The 17,238-nt window shown below is 59.9% G+C and carries 17 protein-coding genes; 8 read left to right on the plus strand and 9 right to left on the minus strand.

Features of this window, described 5'->3' with window-relative positions; all coding sequences use genetic code 11:
• The first annotated feature begins 114 nt into the window (after positions 1-114).
• Positions 115-960, plus strand: a complete 846-nt coding sequence (locus tag ACP7BN_RS21645) for a cache domain-containing protein (protein ID WP_426206008.1) — start codon at positions 115-117, stop codon at positions 958-960.
• A 12-nt stretch (positions 961-972) separates the two neighbouring features.
• Here the strand turns inward: ACP7BN_RS21645 and ACP7BN_RS21650 are convergent, their stop codons facing one another.
• Both ACP7BN_RS21650 and pobA read right to left on the minus strand, forming a co-directional pair.
• Entirely contained in the window at positions 973-2,490 is a 1,518-nt protein-coding gene (locus tag ACP7BN_RS21650; protein ID WP_426206009.1) for an MDR family MFS transporter, read from the minus strand.
• A 75-nt stretch (positions 2,491-2,565) separates the two neighbouring features.
• A complete protein-coding gene (pobA, locus tag ACP7BN_RS21655; RefSeq protein ID WP_426206019.1) occupies positions 2,566-3,750 on the minus strand; it encodes a 4-hydroxybenzoate 3-monooxygenase in 1,185 nt (394 codons plus the stop codon).
• A 187-nt stretch (positions 3,751-3,937) separates the two neighbouring features.
• On the opposite strand from pobA, the gene ACP7BN_RS21660 reads away from it, so the two are divergent.
• Entirely contained in the window at positions 3,938-4,822 is an 885-nt protein-coding gene (locus ACP7BN_RS21660; RefSeq protein ID WP_420646247.1) for a helix-turn-helix domain-containing protein, read from the plus strand.
• Between the two features lie 47 nt (positions 4,823-4,869).
• Here the strand turns inward: ACP7BN_RS21660 and ACP7BN_RS21665 are convergent, their stop codons facing one another.
• Entirely contained in the window at positions 4,870-5,046 is a 177-nt protein-coding gene (locus ACP7BN_RS21665; RefSeq protein ID WP_420646248.1) for a hypothetical protein, read from the minus strand.
• A 54-nt stretch (positions 5,047-5,100) separates the two neighbouring features.
• Positions 5,101-6,006 (minus strand): LysR family transcriptional regulator, encoded by a 906-nt coding sequence (locus ACP7BN_RS21670; RefSeq protein ID WP_420646249.1) that lies wholly within the window; start codon positions 6,004-6,006, stop codon positions 5,101-5,103.
• A 114-nt stretch (positions 6,007-6,120) separates the two neighbouring features.
• Between ACP7BN_RS21670 and ACP7BN_RS21675 the strand changes: the two genes are divergently transcribed.
• Positions 6,121-6,999: an MBL fold metallo-hydrolase gene (locus tag ACP7BN_RS21675; RefSeq protein WP_420646250.1), complete on the plus strand. Its 879-nt coding sequence runs from the start codon at positions 6,121-6,123 to the stop codon at positions 6,997-6,999.
• Between the two features lie 227 nt (positions 7,000-7,226).
• Positions 7,227-7,841 (plus strand): NAD(P)-dependent oxidoreductase, encoded by a 615-nt coding sequence (locus tag ACP7BN_RS21680; protein WP_426206010.1) that lies wholly within the window; start codon positions 7,227-7,229, stop codon positions 7,839-7,841.
• A gap of 207 nt (positions 7,842-8,048) precedes the next feature.
• On the opposite strand, the gene ACP7BN_RS21685 is transcribed toward ACP7BN_RS21680, so the two are convergent.
• The gene (locus tag ACP7BN_RS21685) at positions 8,049-8,930 is read right to left on the minus strand and encodes a LysR substrate-binding domain-containing protein (protein WP_426206011.1); all 882 of its coding nucleotides are present in this window, start codon (positions 8,928-8,930) and stop codon (positions 8,049-8,051) included.
• Between the two features lie 138 nt (positions 8,931-9,068).
• Here ACP7BN_RS21685 and ACP7BN_RS21690 point away from each other — a divergent pair, with 138 nt between their 5' ends.
• Positions 9,069-10,706, plus strand: a complete 1,638-nt coding sequence (locus ACP7BN_RS21690) for a 5-guanidino-2-oxopentanoate decarboxylase (RefSeq protein WP_426206012.1) — start codon at positions 9,069-9,071, stop codon at positions 10,704-10,706.
• Positions 10,707-10,714: 8 nt separating this feature from the next.
• Entirely contained in the window at positions 10,715-12,163 is a 1,449-nt protein-coding gene (locus ACP7BN_RS21695) for an aldehyde dehydrogenase family protein (protein WP_426206013.1), read from the plus strand.
• A 201-nt stretch (positions 12,164-12,364) separates the two neighbouring features.
• On the opposite strand, the gene ACP7BN_RS21700 is transcribed toward ACP7BN_RS21695, so the two are convergent.
• Complete coding sequence (locus ACP7BN_RS21700; protein WP_426206014.1) at positions 12,365-13,294, minus strand: AraC family transcriptional regulator; 930 nt, start codon at positions 13,292-13,294, stop codon at positions 12,365-12,367.
• A gap of 335 nt (positions 13,295-13,629) precedes the next feature.
• Between ACP7BN_RS21700 and ACP7BN_RS21705 the strand changes: the two genes are divergently transcribed.
• Together ACP7BN_RS21705 and ACP7BN_RS21710 are read left to right on the plus strand one after the other, a co-directional pair.
• Positions 13,630-13,983: an antibiotic biosynthesis monooxygenase family protein gene (locus ACP7BN_RS21705; protein WP_420646256.1), complete on the plus strand. Its 354-nt coding sequence runs from the start codon at positions 13,630-13,632 to the stop codon at positions 13,981-13,983.
• 44 nt (positions 13,984-14,027) lie between these two features.
• Positions 14,028-14,270, plus strand: coding sequence for a hypothetical protein (locus tag ACP7BN_RS21710; protein WP_420646257.1), 243 nt, complete (start codon positions 14,028-14,030; stop codon positions 14,268-14,270).
• 3 nt (positions 14,271-14,273) lie between these two features.
• On the opposite strand, the gene ACP7BN_RS21715 is transcribed toward ACP7BN_RS21710, so the two are convergent.
• The 3 genes from ACP7BN_RS21715 to ACP7BN_RS21725 form a co-directional block, all read right to left on the minus strand.
• Complete coding sequence (locus ACP7BN_RS21715; protein WP_426206015.1) at positions 14,274-14,903, minus strand: flavin reductase family protein; 630 nt, start codon at positions 14,901-14,903, stop codon at positions 14,274-14,276.
• 121 nt (positions 14,904-15,024) lie between these two features.
• Positions 15,025-15,318, minus strand: a complete 294-nt coding sequence (locus ACP7BN_RS21720) for a hypothetical protein (protein WP_426206016.1) — start codon at positions 15,316-15,318, stop codon at positions 15,025-15,027.
• Between the two features lie 299 nt (positions 15,319-15,617).
• A complete protein-coding gene (locus ACP7BN_RS21725; RefSeq protein ID WP_426206017.1) occupies positions 15,618-16,937 on the minus strand; it encodes an MFS transporter in 1,320 nt (439 codons plus the stop codon).
• Between the last annotated feature and the right edge of the window lie 301 nt (positions 16,938-17,238).

The following is a 17,238-nucleotide window of genomic DNA, read 5'->3' on the forward strand; positions in this document are numbered from 1 at the left end:
GGATTTATCCCCTCGCCACAAGAACTGTGCAATATCCAGAACCAACCTGAATATCCATACATAGCCCCAGGCCGTCTACGCTCTTGAAACATCAACAAGAACGAGGGATGCGTCATGGGGTTTTTGCATAAGCTGGCCTGGCTCGGCGCGGTACTGCTGTTGACTCTCGGCCAGGCCAGTGCCGCCGCGGAGAAGGGTGACAGCAAGGCTGCGATTGCCCTGCTGGAGAAAGCCCTTGCCTATTACCACGACAATGGCGACAAGGCGTTCGCGGCGTTCAGTCGTCAGGGCGAGTTTGTCGACAAGGATCGTTACGTGTTCGTGGTCGACACCAAAGGCGTGATGCTCGCCAGCGGCGGGCCGTCGTCGGCGCTGATCGGTCGCGATGTCACAGAGGTGCTCGGGCCGGATCTGCAAAAGGCCTTCAAGGACGCCTTGAAAGTGCCGGAAGGCAACGGCATTCAGCAGGCCGAATACCGCTGGCAGAATCAGGCCGACGGCAAGGTCGAGCGCAAACATGTGTTCTACCAACGCATCGGCCAGCGGATTCTGGCGGTCGGGTATTACTTGCCGCGCGCGTCAGCGGAACAGGCGAAATCCTTGCTCGACAAGGCTGCGACTGATCTGGGGAAAGACGAGAAGGGCACGCTGACCGCAATCAACTCGCTGAGGGGCGGTTACTTGCAGGATGACCTGTATGTGTTCGTGGTCGATCTGGACACCCAGCGCTATGTCGCCCACGGCACCAACCTGCGGTTGATCAATACCGATTTCGGCAAGGTCAAGGACCCGGAAGGCAAACCGGTGGGCGAGCCGATTCTGGCGCTGATCAGCAAGCAGGATGAAGGCGAATACGAATACCGCTGGAAAAACCCGGTGACCGGCAAGGTCGAGGACAAACATGCGTACCTGAAGAAGGTCGGGCATTTCCTGGTGGCTGTCGGGTATTACAGTCCTTGAAGATTTTTGCTGCTAGCGGGCGGTGTGTTCCCGCCCGCGCAACAGTTGATTGGGCATCGCAATCGCGGCTGCCAGTCCCAGCAACGAAACCGCCGCGCTGACCATCAGCAAATGCCGGAACGTCACCAGCAACTCCGCACGCAAGGCGTTCTGTGCATCCCCCGGCGCCGCATTCAAACCATCCAGCAACACATTCCCCGAATGCCCTTCGCTCATCAGCGAACTGCCCGCCAGATGCGCAAAATTCGAATCCTGCAACAACGCGAGCAACAGCGCCGACATCAACGCCACACCCACCGCGCCGCCCAATGAGCGGAACAGGTTGGTGGTGCTGGTCGCAACGCCGATGTCCTTTTGCTCCACCGAATTCTGCGTACCCACCAGCGAAGTCGGGAACTGCATGCCGCCAGCGATACCACTGAGCAACATGCACAGACCGCTGACCAGCGTCGCATCAGGCGGGCTGAAGGCCATGCCGAGAATCGAGATCGGCATCAGGATTGCGCCAGTCAGAATCTGCGGTTTGTAGCGCCCGGTGATCGAAGTACGACGCCCGGCGAAAAAGGCACCAATCGGCAGCCCCATCGCCAGTGGCAGCAAGTGCAGCGCAGCGCTATCGGCACCGGCGCCAGTGACAGTCTGGAAGCGCAGCGGCATCAGCACGATCAGCGAAATTGCCTGAAAACTGCAAAAGAAAATCGTGCACCAGCACAGCAATGCGCTGCGATTCGCGAACAGGTGCATCGGCAGCAACGGCTCGCGGGTACGTCGTTCATGCCAGACAAAGATCGCCAACACTACGACCGCGCAAGCCAACAAACCCAGCACTTCGGTGCTGCGCCAAGCATGGCCCTGGCCAACCTGAGTAATACCGAGCAACAACGCGGTCAGGCCAATGATCATCAGCAACGTGCCGAGGTAGTCGATCACCGGTTTGCGCTGCGGAATCGGCAGCCCGCGCAGATTGCGTCGCGCCACCCAATATGCGCCAAGGCCCAGCGGCAAGTTGATCAGAAACACCCAGCGCCACGACAAATATTCGGTCATGTAGCCACCGAGCACCGGCCCGGCGACGCTGGCCATCGCGTACATGCTGCTGAAGTAACCCTGATAACGCCCGCGTTCACGCGGCGGCACGATGTCGCCGATGATCGCCTGACTTACCGAAATCATCCCGCCAGCACCAATGCCCTGAATGATCCGCGCCAGCACCAGTTGCTCCATGCTTTGCGCCATGCCGCACAACAGCGACGTCAGCGTAAACAGGCCCATGCCGAACAGCATCAGTTTGCGCCGCCCGTACAGATCGCCGAGCTTGCCGTAGATCGGCACCGCCACGGTCATCGCCACCATGTAGCCGGAAATCACCCAGGCCAGCAGGCTGACGTCCTTGAATTGTGCGGAGATGGCCGGCATCGACACGGCGACGATGGTTTGATCCAGCGCACCGAGAAAAATCGCCAGCATCAGCGCGATCAGCACACTGCGAATGGCCGGTTTGGGCGTGTCAGGCTGGTTTAGATTGGTCACGGGCGAACCTGCGGGCAGAGATGAATCCCGCCATGGCGAGCGGGTAAGTGCTCGCCAGTGTAAGTCGATAGCAAGCTATTCGATAGCCTCGTACGGGAGACCGACGTAATTTTCTGCAATGGTTTTTTGCCCTGCCTCCGAGCCGACAAAGTAGTCGAGTTCCGACGCGCAAATCCGCTGGCTGAAGTCGTCGTGCTCATCGAAACGGTGCAGCATCGACGTCATCCACCAGGAAAAGCGCTCGGCTTTCCAAACCCGACGCAGGCAGATTTCCGAGTACTTTTCCAACAGGTCGGTGCGCCCTTCGCGGTAAACCTTGAGCAGAATGCGGAACAGCGTGCTGACATCGCTGGCGGCCAGGTTCAACCCCTTGGCACCGGTCGGCGGCACGATGTGCGCGGCGTCGCCGACCAGAAACATCCGCCCGTATTGCATGGGTTCGACGACAAAACTGCGCAGCGGCGCGATGCTTTTTTCAATCGACGGGCCGGTCACCAGCTTGTCGGCGAGGCTCGCGGGCAGACGGCTTTTCAGTTCGTCCCAGAAGCGCTGATCCGACCAATCATCGACGTTCTCCTCCGCCGGCACTTGCAGGTAATACCGCGTGCGCGTCGCCGAACGCATGCTGCACAGGGCGAAGCCGCGTGCGTGGCGGGCGTAGACCAGTTCATCGTGGACGGGCGGGGTGTCGGCGAGAATACCCAGCCAGCCGAATGGATAAACCCGTTCAAAAACTTTCAGGCAGTCGGCAGGAATCGACTGCCGGGCCACGCCGTGGAAGCCGTCGCAACCGGCAATGTAATCACAATCGACGCGCCAGGATTCACCATCCTTTTCGAAGGTGACGAAAGCTTCATCGCTTTTCATGCCATGGGGGACGACATCGCTTGCGCGGTAAATAGTCTGAGCGCCAGTCTCCCGACGAGCGGCCATCAAGTCACGGGTGACTTCGGTCTGGCCATACACCATCACGGTTTTGCCGCCGGTCAAAGTCTGCAGATCGATGTGCACCAGACGCCCGTCGAGCGCCAGTTCGAAACCACTATGCACCAGCCCTTCGGCATCCATGCGCTGACCCACGCCAGCCTCGCGCAACAGCTCTGCCATGCCTTGTTCAAGCACCCCGGCGCGGATGCGCCCGAGGACATAATCGGGTGTCTGGCGCTCGACAATCAGGGTGTCGATGCCGGCGTTGTGCAGCAGTTGACCGAGGAGCAATCCGGACGGACCGGCGCCAATGATGGCGACTTGGGTTTTCAGCGTTTTCATTGTTTTTATGACTCGCAAGCTTCACGCGAAATAGCTCGGTGAAAAATTTAAAGGATTCGAGTGCTTGCATTTTTCCCTTGCGGGTCTGTCAATTGAAGGTGAAAACTGAGCTGATACCTGTACATTCTGCCAATCGGTGCGATTATCGCCCGCAACCCCAGAGGCCTGGATTGAAGTGATGAACAAGCCTGACCTGCCTTCGATTCCGGTGTTCAAGCTCTACGGTGAAAGCCTGGACTGGCCGACCCCTGACTTGCTGCACTGTGAAACCATTTCCAAACGCAGCCGCGAACATCAATGGGAGATCAAACCCCACCGCCACGCCGATTTGTGCCAGTTGCTCTTCGTCTTCAAAGGTCAGGCAGAGCTTGAAATCGAAGGTCAACGCACAGAGCTCAACGAAGCAGCGATTCAGATCCTGCCGCCGTTATCGGTGCATGGTTTCCGTTTTTCCGAGGACGTCGAAGGGTTCGTCGTCACGCTGGCGACCCCGCTGATCAACCATTTGCAGGCGCAGCTGGGCAGCGCCGTGCATGCACTGGCGCAGGCCGGAAGTTATCCGGCGGGGAAGGACGCGGAGTACCTGAACAGTCTGTTTACCGCGTTGCAGGCCGAGTACACCGGCCATCAACCGGCGCGGGAAATGCTCATGCATTCGCTGGCCAGCGTGATCATGGTCTGGGTCAGCCGTCAGGCGATTCAGCGCCATAGCGCGTCGCAGCGTCCGCAACGTCAGCGCGAATACCTCAACGGGTTCATTCAACTGGTGGAGGAGACGTACCGCCAGCACGTCAAGGTCGAGGATCTGGCGCATCGGCTAGGGATTTCAGTGTCGCACCTCAACGGTACGTGCCGCGAACTGGCGGGGCAGCCGGCGTTGCAGATCATGCACGAGCGGCAGTTGCTGGAAGCCAAGCGTTTGCTGACCTACACCAGCATGACGATTTATGAGATGTCGGAAGTGTTGGGGTTTTCCGATCCGACCAACTTCACGCGGCTGTTCCGACGCCGAGTGGGGATCTCGCCGAAGGCGTTTCGCGATCGACTCAAAACCGAGCAATAAGCCAACCCATGTGGGAGCAAGTCTGCTCCCACATTTTTTATGCCGGCTCAGCGCAATGCGTTGAGCGTGGCGTTATGCGGAATGCAGCGTTCGTAGTTGCAGCTCGCATATTCGCGTGGCAATTGTCGCGCCTGTTCGACCCGCCAGGCCGCGGTGCCGTAGAGCGCCAGCGTCGCTGCGCAGGTGATGAAAATCGCGAAATATCTTCTTGTTTTGATGTTCATGGCGTTGACCTCTGAACGAATACCCGTGGGTACTACATTCAGCATAGAACAAGATCAAAACTTGGCATCCCACTGCGGGTCTTCGGGAAATCTCAGCACCAGAAAATCCAGCATGCAGCGCAACGCCGCCGGCATGTGCTTGCGCGAGGCGTAGACCGCGTAGATGTTCATCTGCCGAGGCTCGGCATGCGGCAGCAAACGCACCAGCTCCCCGGCGTGAACATGCACTCCGGCCTGATAGGTCGGCAGCATCGCCACTCCGGCACCGGCCAAAGTCGCACGTAACAGGGTGCTGGCCTCATTGGCGCTGATGTTGCCCTGCACCGGCACCGAAACCGGCTCGCCGTCCTCCTCGAAATGCCACAGGCTCTTGCCGAAATACGAGTGAGTGAGGCAGTTGTGCCGGCTCAGATCTTCCACCCGTTTTGGTGCCGGATACTCTTGCAGATACGCAGGCGCAGCGCAGACCACAGAACGACACACGGTTAGACGCCGGGCGATCAGATTCGGGTCGAGGTCGTTGCTGGTGCGGATCGCCAGATCGATTCGTTCGTCCACCAGATTCACCGTGCGATCGAGCATTTGCATGTCGATGCTGACCCCCGGATACACTTTGACGAACGCCGCCATTGCATCAGCCAGTTGCGCCTGGCCAAACGAGGTGCTGACGCTGATGCGCAGTAAGCCGCGCGGTGCATCGGCCGGTTCACTGACCGCAGCCTGCATGTCGCCGGACAGTTCCAGCATCTGCCGACAGCGCGGGAGGATTTCGTTACCAGCGGTGGTCAGGCTCAATTTACGCGTGGTGCGATGCATCAGACGCGCGCCGATCCAGTCTTCCAGTTCCGCCAGATAGCGCGAAACTACTGGCCGCGACAGGTCCAGATGATCGGCCGCCGCCGACTGGCTTCCCAGATCTACCACGGTGACAAACACCCGCATTGCTTGGAGACGATCCATGATTTGCCCGCTTTCAGAAACAAACTATGTTCAAGCATCGCATTTTTTGTACTGAGTCTGGCAACTAAGCTCTGTCTCATCGCCAGACATGGCATTCAAACAGCGGAGCAACACATGATCGGCTTCACCACCCTCAAACGCGTTTTACTCGCCACCGCCACCCTCGGCTTTGCGGCCCACGCCGCTGCGGCCAATCTGACGCTGGATGTCTACAACCCAGGCACCCAGGCAATCTTCCCGGTGACCTCGGTGTTGGTCAGCGGCGAGAAAGAGGCAATTCTGGTCGATGCGCAATTTGGCAAATCCCAGGCCGAACAAGTTGTGGAAAAGATCCGCGCCAGCGGCAAGCAACTGACCACCATCTACATCAGCCACGGTGATCCGGATTACTACTTCGGCCTCGACACCCTGACCCAGGCCTTCCCCAACGCCAAGGTGCTGGCCTCGCAGCCGACCGTTGATCACATCAAAAAAACCGTTGAAGGAAAACTGGCGTTCTGGGGTCCAAAAATGGGCGCTGACGTGCCGGCCAAAACCATCGTGCCGGGCGTGCTCAAAGGCGACAGCCTGATGCTGGAAGGGCAGAAATTGCAGGTCGTCGGTCTGGACGGCAAACAGCCGGATCGCAGCTTTGTGTGGATCCCGTCGATCAAAGCCGTGGTCGGTGGTGTAGTGGTCGCCGAGAACATCCATGTGTGGATGGCCGACACCCAGACTGCGCAATCGCATGCCGACTGGATCGAAACCCTGCACTCGATCGAGACCCTGAAACCGCAAACCGTGGTGCCGGGTCATTACCTCGGCGAGAGCGCACGTTCCCTCGCAGCCGTGAAATTCACCGCCGACTACATCAAGGCGTTCGACGCAGAAACTGCAAAAGCCAAGGATTCTGCGGCACTGATCACAGCCATGAAAAAACGCTACCCGCAACTCGGCGAAGAAAGCTCGCTGGAACTGAGCGCCAAAGTCGCCAAGGGCGAGATGAAGTGGTAGTCAGCGCTGTATGAGATACACCGACGTCCTGCTGAAAAACCGAATTGTGGCGAGGGAGCTTGCTCCCGCTCGTCTGCGCAGCAGGCGCTAATCCTGCCAATTCGGTGTAACTGAAAAATGCAGGGGAGTGCTTCGCCCTCCAGCGGGAGCAAGCTCCCTCGCCACAGGGAAAGTGTTTGCCACAAGAATCTGAAGTCGCAACATTCTCAAGCCAACTGGAGAACGTCATGAGCAAGATCGCAATCATTGGTGCCACCGGTCGTGCCGGCAGCCAACTGCTGGAAGAAGCCCTGCGTCGTGGGCATAGCGTTACGGCCATTGCGCGGGATACGTCGAAGATCGGCGTGCGTGCCGGGGTGGTCAGCAAGAATGTCGACGTGCTGGATGCTGCAGCTTTGCAGGACGCGGTGGCCGGTCACGATGTGGTGATCAGCGCCGCGCATTTCGCCACAGTGCCGGCAGCGGCTGTGGTCGCTCCGCTGAAGCAGGCCGGGGTCAAGCGCTTGCTGGTGGTCGGTGGTGCAGGGTCGTTGTTGCTGCCCGATGGCACGCGGGTGATCGACAGCGCCGGGTTCCCGGACGAGTACAAAGCCGAGGCGAGTGCCGGTGCGGCGTTTCTTGATGCGTTGCGCCAGGAGCAGGAACTGGACTGGACGTTTGTGTCGCCGTCGGCGGAGTTTGTCGAAGGGGAGCGCAGTGGCAAATTTCGCGTCGGCAAAGATGATTTGCTGGTGAGTGCAGAAGGCCGCAGCTGGATCACGTTTGCTGATTACGCGATTGCGATGATCGACGAAGTGGAAACGCCGAAGCATTCGCGGCAGAGATTTGCTGTGGGGTATTAAGTCAAAAGCCCCTCACCCCAGCCCTCCCGAAACGTCGGACCGCCCAGAGGGAGAGGGAGCCTACCGAGGTGTCTTGCGTCTGACATCGACCTGAAAGATCGAGTCGATTATGGATACACCCAAAAACTTTCAGGTCGGCGTCATTTTCAAGCATCCCCGGATCGGTCCCCTCTCCCTTGGGAGAGGGCTAGGGTGAGGGGCCAAGCCTCACCGCCGATGAGCCTGCCCAACCAGCCAATCCATCAGCTCACGCAGTTTCCCGGTAGGTTCAGAAGTCTGCGGCGTCACAAGGTAATACCCCAACCCCGTCCCAACCTTCAATTCAAACGGCATCACCAGCCGCCCCGCCTCCAGATCATCGCCAATCAACGACCAGTCCCCAATCGCCACCCCCGTCCCGTGCGACGCCATCGACATCGCCTGATCCAGCGTCTCGAAATGCTGGCCGCTGGCGATATTGCTCAGCTGTAAATCCGCCGCCCTGAGCCACACCGTCCAGTCCTGAGCATCATGCGTGGGGTGCAGCAACAAATGCTGCTGCAGATCGGCCGGCGCCAGCAGCCCGGGCGACCCCTCAAGCAGTGAAGGTGAACACACTGGCGTCAGCTGTTCATCAAACAAATGCAGCGCACCCGCTGAATCCTCCGGCGCCGCACCATAAATCACCGCCGCATCAAACTGCTCCCGCGCAAAGTCCACACCATGCGCCAGCGATGTCGTGAGTTTTACCGGTACGTCCGGGCGCTCGCGTTGCCACTGCAACAGACGCGGCAACAACCAGCGCATCACGCAACTTGGCGCCTTGAGTTGCAGCGTTTCGCGCTTGGCGCCGATCTGCTCCACCGAGTCACCAATCAGCGCGAACACCTGCTGCACCCGTGGCAACCACTCCCGCCCCTCGGCAGTGAGATCCAGACCGCGTGCCTGACGAATGAACAGCGGATAACCCAAATGCTCTTCCAGCCCGGCGATCTGCCGACTGACCGCGCCTTGGGTTATGTGCAACTGCTCGGCCGCGCGGGTGAAGTTGCAGCACTGCGCAGTGATCAGAAAAGTGTGCAGGGCGGGCAGGGGCGGCAGTCGTTTCATGTGGATCCAAGGTATGACGTAAGGACATGGCTAGTATGACTTTTTATCGATTGTTGCGGCTACACGCCGGCCGTTCCAATGAGCGCAAGTAAGGGGCCCGATCCAAAAAAACAAAAGCGAACAACAAAGGCGAAGAACATGGCGACGTGTGGCGAAGTATTGGTCAAGTTACTCGAGGCTTATGGCGTCGAGCAGGTGTTCGGGATCCCAGGCGTGCACACTGTGGAGCTGTATCGCGGGCTGGCGCGTTCGCGCATCCGCCACGTCACGCCGAGGCATGAGCAGGGCGCCGGTTTCATGGCCGACGGCTATGCGCGCACCCGCGGCAAACCCGGCGTGTGCTTCATCATCACCGGCCCGGGCATGACCAACATCACGACCGCCATGGGCCAGGCTTACGCCGACTCGATTCCGATGCTGGTGATCTCCAGCGTGCAATCGCGCAGCCAGTTGGGCGGCGGACGCGGGCGTCTGCATGAACTGCCGAATCAGAGCGCTTTGGTCGGCGGCGTGGCGGCGTTCTCGCATACTTTGATGTCAGCGGCGGAATTGCCGGCGGTGCTGGCCCGCGCGTTTGCGTTGTTCCAGGCCGGCCGACCGCGTCCGGTGCACATCGAGATTCCGCTGGATGTGCTGGTGGAAAATGCCGATGACCTGCTCGCCAGTGTGCCGGTGAAGATTGATCGCGCCGGAGCATCGCCGAGTGCGGTGAAACGCATGAGCGACCTGCTCGCCGACGCCAAACGTCCGCTGATCCTCGCGGGGGGCGGCGCCATCGACGCAGCGCCGGAACTGACCCGACTGGCTGAACTGCTCGACGCCCCGGTGGCGCTGACGATCAATGCCAAAGGCATGCTGGCGTCGCACCATCCGCTGCTGATCGGTTCGACCCAAACGCTGGTTGCGACTCGCGCATTGGTGGCTGATGCCGACGTGGTGCTGGCCATCGGCACCGAACTGGCGGAGACCGATTACGACGTTACGTTTGCTGGTGGTTTTGAGATTCCCGGCAAGCTGCTGCGCATCGATATCGACGCCGATCAGACCGTGCGCAACTACCCGCCGCACCTCGCGTTGGTGGCCGATTCGCGCAACGCCGCGCAAGCGTTGCTCAGTGCTTTGTCGCAACACAAACTCGCCGAGCGCAGCTGCGATTGGGGCAAGACACGTGCTGCAAGTCTGAGCACTGAACTGGCCGCAAGCTGGGACGCGCCGACTCTGGCGCAAACACTTTTTCTCGAAACAGTTCTCGATGAACTGCCGCAAGCCGTGTTCGTCGGCGATTCCACGCAGCCGGTGTACACCGGCAACCTGACCTTCAATCCGGACCATCCGCGCCGCTGGTTCAACGCCTCGACCGGTTACGGCACTCTCGGCTACGCGTTGCCGGCTGCGATTGGTGCGTGGCTTGGCGGCAAAATCGAGGACGGCGCGCGACCGCCAGTGGTGTGCCTGATCGGCGACGGCGGCCTGCAATTCACCCTGCCGGAACTGGCCAGTGCCGTCGAAGCGCGGGTGCCGGTGATCGTGCTGCTGTGGAATAACCAGGGTTACGAAGAGATCAAGAAATACATGGTCAACCGCGCCATCGAACCGGTCGGCGTCGACATTTACACCCCGGACTTTATCGCCGTGGCCAAAGGACTCGGCTGCGCCGCCGAAGCGATCAACAGCGTCGAGCAACTGCGCACTGCGCTGCGTTGCGCGACCGATCGGCAAGGCCCGACCTTGATTGAAATCGATCAGAACCAGTGGATGCAGGCGGTGGCCCAATGAGCTTTGCAATGAGTTTTCCTACCACGCTCGACGGCCTGTACATCAACGGCCAATGGTCTGCCGGCCGCGAGCATTTGCGGGTGATCAACCCGGCAACCGAAGCGCTGCTGACCACGGTCAATGGCGGCGATGAGCAAGCAGTCGATCTCGCGGTGCGCGCCGCCACCGAAGCGTTTACAAACTGGTCAAAAACCACCGGCACCGAGCGCGCCGTGATCCTGCGCAACATCGCCAACGGCGTGCGCGAGGGTCGTGAGCAGCTGATGAAATTGCAGTCGAGCAACAACGGCAAACCGCAATTCGAAGCGGCCATCGACGTCGATGATGTGATCGCCACGTTCGAGTATTACGCCGAACTCGCCGAAGGCCTCGACGCCGGCCAGGACAGCAATGTGGCGCTGCCCAGCGATGATTTCAGTGCGCGTTTGCGCCGGGAACCGTGCGGTGTAGTCGGGCTGATCGTGCCGTGGAATTTCCCGATGGTCACCACCGCGTGGAAGCTTGCCCCGGCGCTGGCTGCCGGCTGCTGCGTGGTGCTCAAACCCTCGGAAGTCACGCCGCTGCCGGAGCTGGAACTGGCGGCGATCATTGCTGAATCCGGGCTGCCGGATGGCGTGTTCAATCTGGTTTGCGGCACAGGTTTGGCGGTGGGCGCGCCGCTGTCGGCCGATCCACGCATTGCGAAAATTTCCTTCACCGGCAGCAATGCAGTCGGTGTGCAGGTGATGCAACGCGCCGCCGAAACCGTGAAGGGTGTGAGCCTGGAACTGGGTGGGAAATCCTCGTTGTTGGTGCTGGAAGACGCCGACCTCGATCTGGCGATTGAGCTGGCCTGCGGCGGCGGTTTCTTCAATGCCGGGCAGATGTGTTCAGCGACCAGTCGTGTGTTGGTGGCGGATGAATTGGCGGATGAATTCCTGATCCGTCTGAAGGCGCGTGCGGAAAAAATCCGCGTGGCGGATCCGTTCGATCCTGAAGTGGAAATGGGTGCGCTGGTCAATCAGGCGCAGTATCAACGGGTGCTCGGTCACATTGATCGCGGCTTGAGCGCCGGGGCGAAACTGGTCTGCGGCGGCAATCGTCCGGCCGATCTGCCGCGCGGTTATTTCTTGCAGCCGACGGTCTTCACCGAAGTACCGCTGGACAGCGCGCTGTGGCGCGAAGAGATTTTCGGCCCGGTGATTTGTGTGCGCAGTTTTGCTTCAGAGGCTGAGGCGATTGCGCTGGCCAATGACAGCCAGTTTGGGCTGGTGGCGAGCGTGGTGACGCGCGATGCCGAGACGGCGGATCGGGTGGCCAATGCGTTGCAAGCGGGGCTGGTGTGGATCAATACGCCGCAGGTGATTTTCCCGCAGGCGGCTTGGGGCGGGTACAAGCAGAGCAGTGTCGGGCGCGAGTTGGGGCCTTGGGGGTTGGCGGCGTTTCAGGAGATCAAGCATGTGATTCGGGCGGTTTGAAATTTATCGTCAAAAGCCTACCCTCACCCCAGCCCTCCCGAAACGTCGGACCGCCCGGAGGGAGAGGGGGCCGACCGAGTTGTTTGTTCGAGATACATCGACCTGAAATTCCGCGTCAAACTCAGGTTCTGAAAAGCTTGAAGATCGGCTCCCTTTCCCCCTCGCCCCCTTGGGGGAGAGGGCTGGGGTGAGGGGGTGCTTTTAGACACTCAGCCGCAACCGCGCCAAATCCCGCAACGGCGGCGCCCCGAACAGCCGGCTATATTCGCGGCTGAATTGCGACGGACTCTCATACCCGACCCGATACCCCGCCGCCGAAGCCTCCAGCCCCTCCGCGAGCATCAAGCGCCGCGCCTCCTGCAAGCGCAGCTGCTTCTGATATTGCAACGGACTCATCGCCGTCATCGCCTTGAAGCGGTGATGCAAGGTCGACACGCTCAGGTTCACTTCTTTGGCCAGATCATCAATGCGCAGCGGCTGCTCGAAATTGCCGTTAAGCCATTTGATCGCCTGGCTGATGCGATGGCTCTGACTGTTGGCAATCGCAATTTCATACAACCGATGCCCCTGCGGACTGCGCAGCAGGCGATACAGAATCTCCCGACGAATCAACGGTGCGAGCATGGCGATGTCTTTTGGCGCGTCGAGCAGGCGTGCCAGGCGCAACACCGCGTCAAGCATGGCGCTGTCGATGCGTTCGACGTACAAGCCACGCCCGGTCGGTCGGGTCGGCATGCCGAGTGGACCGGCGTCGGCGATCAGCGCGGTGATTTCCGCCGGATCGATGTCCAGCCGTATGGCAAGAATCGGTTCTTCGGGTGAGACGTTCACCACCCGCCCGCTGAGCGGCATCGAAACCGAGACCACCAGATAATTCAGCGGGTCGTAATTGAAGAACTCATCGGCCAACCGCACTTCTTTACGCCCCTGCGCCATGATGCACAGCGCCGGTTGCGCGAGCACCGAGGCGAAATCATGCGACTGGGTGTGGCGCGACATGAGCAGCGAATCGATGGCGGTGGCGTAACTGCCATCCTCCGAGGTGTTGCGGCGGATAATCGTCGCCAATTCTGCGCGCTGCTTTTCCATCTCGGCATCGGGCGGGGCTTGGGAGTGATCGAGTGACGGCATGCACGGCTTCCTCAGGGGAGGTGAAGTGGGGCAGAGCATATGTTTGTGCAAGCCGCAGCGGTAGACACATCCTGCGAGATGCTTGCCTGATTCTGCACGGAGTCAATGTGCTGCCCAGACATGACGGGTTGCAAGCGCGCAAACTTGCTTGAAACTCGCATGACGGTAAGGTGACAGGCTTTTACAGGTTGTTACAGCGCGCGAAGCCACTCTCGCAGGATTGTGCAACGCAGCGGCAGGAATCGACTAACGGCGCGCGGTGCCCGGCCCTTAACCTTGGATCCTGTCGCAGCCCGTCCCCCGGCTGCCACGCGACTCCCTGGGAGGGTTGAACAATGTCCAAGCAGATTCCCGTCAGTCATATGGCCTTCGTTCGTGCACGCGCCGGGCGCTCGGCGGAACTCGGTGTGCGCCTCAGCGCGCTGATCGAGCCATCGCGCGCCGCGGCCGGTTGCCTGAGCTTTGCCTTGCAGCATTCGCAGTGCGATTCCGAGTTGTGGCTGGTCTGCGGATTCTGGAGCAACCAGCAAGCGATGACCGCTTATTTCAACAGCCCGGCGATGCAGGTGTTCGGCGAACTGGTGCAAGAGCTGGTGGTCAACAGCCTCGATTTCCACACGTTTAAAGACGTGTCGGCGGCACAGGCACTGGGTCAATGCACGGCAGCGGTACACAAACTCGCCGGTTGAGGGTTTAATGGCCAGCCTATCTGACTGAGCCAGGAACTAAAAACATGGCACGTAAAGAGTTCGAACACTTCGAAGCGGTTTCTGCTGTAGTCCCCGTCGAGCTGGGCGGCAACAAGGGTTACCACGCGGCAATCGCCGTCAAAGCCCTGGTCGATGGCGGCGCGCCACGGTTTCATAAACTGTTCGATGATCAGGTGTTCCCCGGCGCCATCGCCGCCGACGAAGCAGCGATCAATCAACTGGACAATCTCAAGGGCGTCACCGAAGACGCCGATCTGATCTGGTAAAGACTATTTCGCAGCACCGGGGCGCCACATCTTGAACAGTGCCTCCGGCCCCAGCTGGAAATAATCCGCCGGCCCGCCGCCACGCAGAATCGGTTCTGCGGCGGCGGTGTCGTAGATGCCGTCCTTCAACAGCCACTTGGCGATATGCACGGCGACCACTTCGCCGAGGATCAGCCAGCTCGGCACCGTCTCGCCATCCGCGCGCTGCAACTGAATGATCTGCGTGACCTTGCATTCAAAGGACACCGGGCTTTCGGCGACTCGTGGTACGGAGATCACTTTCGACGCCACCGTGGTCAGCCCCGCCAGTTCAAACTCGTTGACCTCGGGCGCGACCATCGCGCAGCTCTGGTTCATCTGCTCGGCCAGCGGGCGTGTGGCGAGGTTCCAGACGAACTCGCCGGTCTGCTCGATATTGTTCAGGCTGTCTTTGCGCCCGACACTGGAAAAACCAATGATCGGCGGAATGTAGTTGAACGCGTTGAAAAAGCTGTAGGGCGCCAGGTTTAACCGGCCCTCGGCATCCTGCGAAGAAATCCAGCCGATGGGGCGCGGGCCGACGATCGCGTTGAACGGATCGTGGGGCAGGCCGTGGCCGTTGGCGGGTTCGTAGAAATGGATGTCATCGGGCATGGCGGGTGATCCTGGCGGGCGGTTATAGGCGCCCAATAGTGCAAGCGCGGCGCGGCAATTTCCAGTCTCCAGGAACAACTAAGCCCGGCCGAAGCCGGGCTGTGCGCTATGCGTCAGGCGATTAACTGATGGAGGCGGACTGAGTACGGTCGTAGCCGTCTTCGGCAACGGTAGCGGAACCGGTGCGGTCATAGCCGTCAGCGGCGAAAGTAGCCGAGTTGGTACGGTCAAAACCATCCTCAGCGACAGTCGCGGAACCGGTGCGGTCGTAGCCATCAGCGGCAACTGTGGCAGAACCGGTGCGATCATAACCGTCAGCGGCGACCGCCGAACCGGTGCGGTCGAAACCGTCGGCAGCGAATGTGTTGGTGGCCAGTACGGACAGGGCGAAGGCGAGGATCAGTTTGGTTTTCATGGTGTGTACTCCGAATGGGTTGGCGTGTGTGTCTTGCATGGGTTTAATGCTACGCCAACTAAATTGATTAAAAAGCGCAAATTAATGTTGATAAGTATCGATTAAATCGATGTTAAGGGCCGCAGGTTTAAACTCGATTGGCATTCGGCGGGGCGTTCAACCTTGGTCGATTCAGACAGCTGCAGGATCGCGTCAGCCAATTAACCGGTGATTAATCGAATGACCGCTGATCGGCAGCCAACGAAAAAAGGGGCAGACCTTGCACAGGTCTGCCCCTTTTTCGTGAAGCGACTGACGAATCAGTCAGTGACGATGCGCGAGTGTTTCTGCGTGTCTTTCATGGTGATGTACACCAGCAACGATACGGCGATGCACGCGGTGACGTACCAGTAGTAACCGGTTTCCATGCCGATGCTCTTGAACCACAGCGCGATGTATTCGGCGGTGCCGCCGAAGATCGACACGGTCAGTGCGTACGGCAGGCCGACGCCCAGCGCGCGGATCTCGGTCGGGAACAGCTCGGCTTTGACCACGGCGTTGATCGAGGTGTAGCCGCTGACGATGATCAGCGCCGCCATGATCAGGAAGAACGCGCCCCACCAGCTCTGGATGGTGTGCAGGGTCATCAGGATCGGTACGGTGAAAATCGTCCCCAGTACGCCGAAGGCGATCAGGATCGGACGGCGGCCGATCTTGTCCGACAGGCCACCGATGATCGGTTGCAGGCACATGAACAGGAACAGCGTGGCCGCAGAAATGGTGGTCGAGTCGGAGATGCTCATGCCGACCGTGTTCACCAGGTATTTCTGCATGTAGGTGGTGTAGGTGTAGAACGCCAGCGTGCCGCCCATGGTCAGGCCGACCACGGTCGCCAGCTCTTTCGGGTGACGCATCAAGGTGCGCATCGCGCTTTCCTTGGACTTCTCTTTCTTGGTGAACGACTCGGTTTCTTCCATGCCGCGACGCAGGTACAGCGCGACCACTGCACACAGCGCGCCGATGGCGAACGGAATACGCCAGCCCCACGCGTACAACTGCTCGGTGGTGAGCGTCTGTTGCAGCACGATCAATACGCCCAGCGCGATGAGCTGGCCGGAAATCAGGGTCACGTACTGGAAACTCGAGAAGAAACCGCGACGCTCCTTGGTGGCCATTTCCGACAGGTACGTGGCGGAGGTGCCGTACTCACCGCCGACCGACAGGCCTTGCAGCAGACGGGCGAAAATCAGCAGGATCGGTGCGCCGATGCCGATGGTGGCGTAGTTCGGGCTGAGGGCGATGATCAGCGAGCCGAAGCACATCAGATACACCGAAGCCATCAAGGCTTTCTTGCGCCCGACCTTGTCAGCGTACAAACCCATCAGCCAGCCACCGATCGGCCGCATCAAGAAGCCCACGGCGAAGATCGCGGCGGTGTTCATCAATTGTGCGGTGGAGGAACCGGCAGGGAAGAAGCTCTTGGCGAAGTACAGCGAGAAGGCGGCATAAACGTACCAGTCGTACCACTCGACCATGTTGCCGACGGAGCCGCTGAAGATCGATTTGATCCGGCTCGCGGTGGTTCTTTCTTTGGCCGGCGCGGCAGCCGACCCAAGCGGCAGGGTATTGGAGTTATCCATTGAAGGATCCTTCGTTTAATTGTTTTTGTGGAGCGCGTTAAAACGCAGCCTGCGGGGGCTATAGCAGGAGCTGTGCCAACAGGGGGAGGGGCGGTTTAGAGGGGGTGGCGCAAAGAGTTGAGCGGAAATCCGCTTATGGATTAGTAGTGGTGAGCGGAAAATTGCTTATGAGGGCGCAGATCAAGTGCAGTGGTCAACTAATTCCGGGCACCTCGATAGGTGGTTTTGACGCCATTGCCCGCTCATAAACGGTCGGTGGCAGATATCCCAGTTTCGAGTGCAGCCGTTCGTTGTTGTAAAA

The sequence above is a fragment of the Pseudomonas sp. TWP3-1 genome (assembly GCF_049896625.1).
GTDB lineage: Bacteria > Pseudomonadota > Gammaproteobacteria > Pseudomonadales > Pseudomonadaceae > Aquipseudomonas.